Origin of the sequence: Protofrankia sp. Cj3 (assembly GCF_917627355.1) — a bacterium.
Classification (GTDB): domain Bacteria; phylum Actinomycetota; class Actinomycetes; order Frankiales; family Frankiaceae; genus Protofrankia.
The window spans coordinates 25,422-29,093 of the sequence record NZ_CAKJTR010000059.1; the positions used below are offsets into that span (position 1 = coordinate 25,422).

The window sequence follows — 3,672 nt, forward strand, 5'->3', positions numbered from 1 at the left end:
CAAGTGCCGATCTTTGACCCCATCGCACGGTTTTCGGCGGAGTACGCGCGTCTCAACTCCGCGGAGCAGATACGGTCAGGCCGGGGAGGGCTCCCCCGCGATGATCAAGGCCGGAAACAGCACCTCCCACACCTCCACCACCGACACGGCACCGTCCTCACGTAGCCGCACCGGATACCCGGAGAAGCTCACCCCGGCCGGCACCAGATTCGCCGTCGGGCGTGCCCCCGTCATCACCACCCGAGGATCCGCACCCGCCAGCAGGCGTTGCCGCCGCAATCGGATGCCCACCGCCCATGCCACCCGGGACTGCACCAGTGGCGTGAACCGCCGATGCAGCATCACCAGGCCCACCGTCGACAGCTGCACGACGCCGATACCCGCCCCGACCATCACATCCGGCGCGGCATCCACCATGTCGGACGCCATCATCTGCTGGCCGTCCGCATCGGGGCCGAGCGGTTCGGGGAGCAGACCGATGATCAGACCGTCCTGATAGCCCACCCGCAGCTCCGGCAGATCCCCCACGTCGAGCTCCCAGTCCGCCGAGGACGAACGCTGCCAACGGACGCGGTCAACGCCCATAGACGGGTAGCTCCCATTTGCCGATGATGCAGGATCGCCAGGTCATAGGTTCTCCAGCCAATAGAGGTGACGAAAGGGCACCCCGAGGCCAGGAAACAGGAAACCGATTCCCAAAACCGATTCCCATCTCAACCAGCCCCGGAGGCCATGCGAAGAACCTAACGCCAACCGGTAATCGGGACGAGTCGTGTAACGTGGTAGTTCGCTCGATGCGCTACGCGCAACTACCGCGCTATGCGGTAGCTAAACGATCTATTGCACCTGCATGAAGTCGGCAAGCTCACGTAGCTCCGAGCTCAGCTTCCGCTTCCGCGAGTGCAGAACCGTGCTCAGAACGTCCTTACCCTTGCGCTGATGTCGCAGCCACTCCGGCGCGCCGCGAAGCAGCAGCGTCAGCACGTCGACCGCATCCCCGAAGTCCCGAAGCGCCGCATGCGCAGCCGCCACGTCAAGCAGATGACGGCTGTAGTTGTCCGACCGCCGCACTTTCCCTCCGATGCCGCCAACGTCCTCCGCGATACGCAGTACCCCACGCGGATCATCAACGATCATCAGAGCCTCAGCTCGCTTCATCCGCACAACGTTTGGACCGAACGTCGTCAGATACTGGTGGTATCGGCCAGTGCCCCCAGATCCAGTGAGCCTGGACGCGGCGACCTCGGCAAGCGACAAGAAGTCATCCGAAGCATCAACCCGGTTATTCCGCACCGCCGCCGCCGAGCCACGCAGCAACAACCATCCCCACGCCGACAGCTCCGCATCACTCGCTATCGACAGGCGCGGCTCAACCTGCGATGCTGTCTCCCGAGCAAGCCGCTCCGCGTCATCGAACCGCCCCTGACGCACAAACAGCCATGACTGCGAGATGGCACCCACCGCGGCCGTCAGCAGATCCCCGGAATCAAGCGCATCTCGCATCGCATCGCGAATTGCCGCATAGGCAAGATCGTATTGACGTACCTGGGTCAGAAACCAACCCGCGATCTGGAAAATCTCCGCCCGCAGCCGCGCCGCCTCCCGCCGATCATCCTCGTTCTCCGCGCCGTCGACAAGCCCGCGACTTTCCTCGATCATCACCGGCAACATCGCAGCCACCGCGCCGAAGTCGTCACTCTGGTAGACGCGGACCGCGTTCGACAGCGCATCTCGAAGCTGAGACTGTGATTCCCGCACTGACCTGCCAGCAGGCGACCGCGAAACGCCGATCAAGCCGACAGCAGGCGTGAGGACCTGGCGCAGCGGCAGCAGATTCAGCTTCTCGTCTTCCATCGCATCAGTCACCGGCTCAGGCGAACGCGCCCCGAACAGCGACGACGTCTCCGTATCCAACGCACCGGCCAGTGTGCGCAGCGTTTCGATTCGCGCGCTTCCACCCTGCTCAATCTTCCGCACCGTCGACACGCTCAGCCCAGCCTCGTCAGCCAGCCTCTCCTGTGAGAAGCCACGCCGCAGCCGGAGAGCCCGCAGACGAGCGCCCGGATCGTCCACCACGTCGTACCCCTCCCCGAGCGTGCCTGTAGTCAGGGTACGTGCACGCACAGCGCAACTGGCTGACCTGCACAAACAGACCACGCGAAGTGTCTTCACAGAGCTCGACACCCCGAATCGGCCCGCGCCAGACACACAAGGGTGAACACTGGCGGTTGCTCGTCATCCTGCTCGTCGTCAAGGGGCGTGAGGGAAGCAGTCGAAGGATCTTTCCGGGGGATGGTCCGGCGCCCACCGGCGGACCGAATGAGACCGGAAGTGAGACCAAATAATCAACGGGCAGATTCAGGCGTGGGTGCGCCGGTGCGACTGACTGGCCTGGTAGAGAGCGGTGGAGGTGGGATTTGAACCCACGGAGGGGTTGCCCCCTCACACGCTTTCGAGGCGTGCGCCCTCGGCCACTAGGCGACTCCACCGCTAGCTAGCTTACTGGACGCGGCGGGCATGCTGGCGATTGCCTGTCGGCGGGCGCGCGGCGGCGCGATCCGGTCGCTTTTAGTGGTCGGGTGCTGTTAGTCAATCATGAACCGGATGTCCGGCGCGGGAGTCGGCGGGTGGCGAAAAAGTCCGTGAGCAGGCGTGCGCATTCCTCTTCCCGCACGCCTGTGATCACCTCGGGGCGATGGTTGAGCCGCGGGTCGCGGACGGCATCCCACACTGATCCGGCTGCTCCGGCCTTGGGGTCATACGCTCCGTAGACCAGCCGGCCGACCCGGGCGAGGACCAGCGCGCCCGCGCACATCGTGCATGGTTCCAGGGTGACAACCAGGGTTGCGGCCGACAGCCGCCATGAGCCGGCTGCCGCCGCCGCGGCGCGCAACGCGACCACCTCCGCGTGAGCGGTCGGATCCTGGTCGGCCTCCCGGGCGTTACAGCCCCGGCCGATGATGGTTCCGTCCGCGGCGGACACGACGGCACCCACCGGAACGTCCCCCGTGAGCAGAGCCCGTTCGGCCTCTTCCAGCGCGGCACCCATCAGATCGGCGAAGCGGGCCACGCCGCCGTGTCCGGCCGCCACCTCAGTTCCCGATTTCGTCCAGAATATCCGCGCAGCCAGCGCGTTCACTGATCGCGAATATGACGTCGGCAGGTAGCAGCCCCTTTTCCGTAATCAGTTCGAGGAGGGCGTCCGCGTCCGTGCCGACGTCCGCAAGCAAGTCGATGTCACCTGCTGGTGTGGCGCCCGCGAGCAGGTCGTCGGACTCGTCGTCGATGGCGGCACTGCCCGCCGGCGGCAGCGCACCCGCGAACAGCCGATCGGCCAGCGCCGAGGTGAACAGCACCCGATGGTCGGACAGGAACACCCTGGGATCACCGGTGTCACCGTCGATCCGGACAATGCCCAGGTACTCGTCATCCTCCTCGATGAAGGCGATGACGAGTTCGGCGGAGATGTCATGCATGAAATCCGCGAGCCCGTCAAGGTCTTCCGCGTCGTCAAGACTGATCTCGTGCGCGCTCCAGCGTCCGCGCTCGCGGCCGATGGCACTGGCTCTCTGCGTCACCGAACTCCCCCACGTCCTTCTATCGAGTCCATACCCACTTCAGCACCCGGCTCCGTGCCTCCGCTTGGCGTTGTGGCGACCACGGTGGTCGCCC

4 protein-coding genes and 1 tRNA gene are annotated in these 3,672 nt (G+C 65.3%); all 5 read right to left on the bottom strand.

The genetic code is table 11. The features are described from left to right. Positions 1 to 75: 75 nt before the first annotated feature. Positions 76 to 585 (bottom strand): hypothetical protein, encoded by a 510-nt coding sequence (locus MJ783_RS10475; protein WP_239310203.1) that lies wholly within the window; start codon positions 583 to 585, stop codon positions 76 to 78. Positions 586 to 837: 252 nt separating this feature from the next. After that, positions 838 to 2,124, bottom strand: a complete 1,287-nt coding sequence (locus tag MJ783_RS10480) for a helix-turn-helix domain-containing protein (RefSeq protein ID WP_239310204.1) — start codon at positions 2,122 to 2,124, stop codon at positions 838 to 840. Between the two features lie 278 nt (positions 2,125 to 2,402). Beyond that, a tRNA-Ser gene (locus MJ783_RS10485) sits at positions 2,403 to 2,489 on the bottom strand. 104 nt (positions 2,490 to 2,593) lie between these two features. Further along, positions 2,594 to 3,049 carry a tRNA adenosine(34) deaminase TadA gene (gene tadA, locus MJ783_RS10490; protein ID WP_239310207.1) on the bottom strand — a complete coding sequence of 152 codons (456 nt, stop codon included), beginning with the start codon at positions 3,047 to 3,049 and terminating at the stop codon, positions 2,594 to 2,596. A gap of 43 nt (positions 3,050 to 3,092) precedes the next feature. Next, positions 3,093 to 3,578, bottom strand: a complete 486-nt coding sequence (locus tag MJ783_RS10495; protein ID WP_239310205.1) for a tRNA adenosine deaminase-associated protein — start codon at positions 3,576 to 3,578, stop codon at positions 3,093 to 3,095. Between the last annotated feature and the right edge of the window lie 94 nt (positions 3,579 to 3,672).

Excerpts from the sequence above, each read along its gene's own strand:
- MJ783_RS10475 (WP_239310203.1), bottom strand. The coding sequence starts at position 585 with ATGGGCGTTGACCGCGTCCGTTGGCAGCGTTCGTCCTCGGCGGACTGG.
- tadA (WP_239310207.1), bottom strand. The coding sequence starts at position 3,049 with ATGGGTGCCGCGCTGGAAGAGGCCGAACGGGCTCTGCTCACGGGGGAC.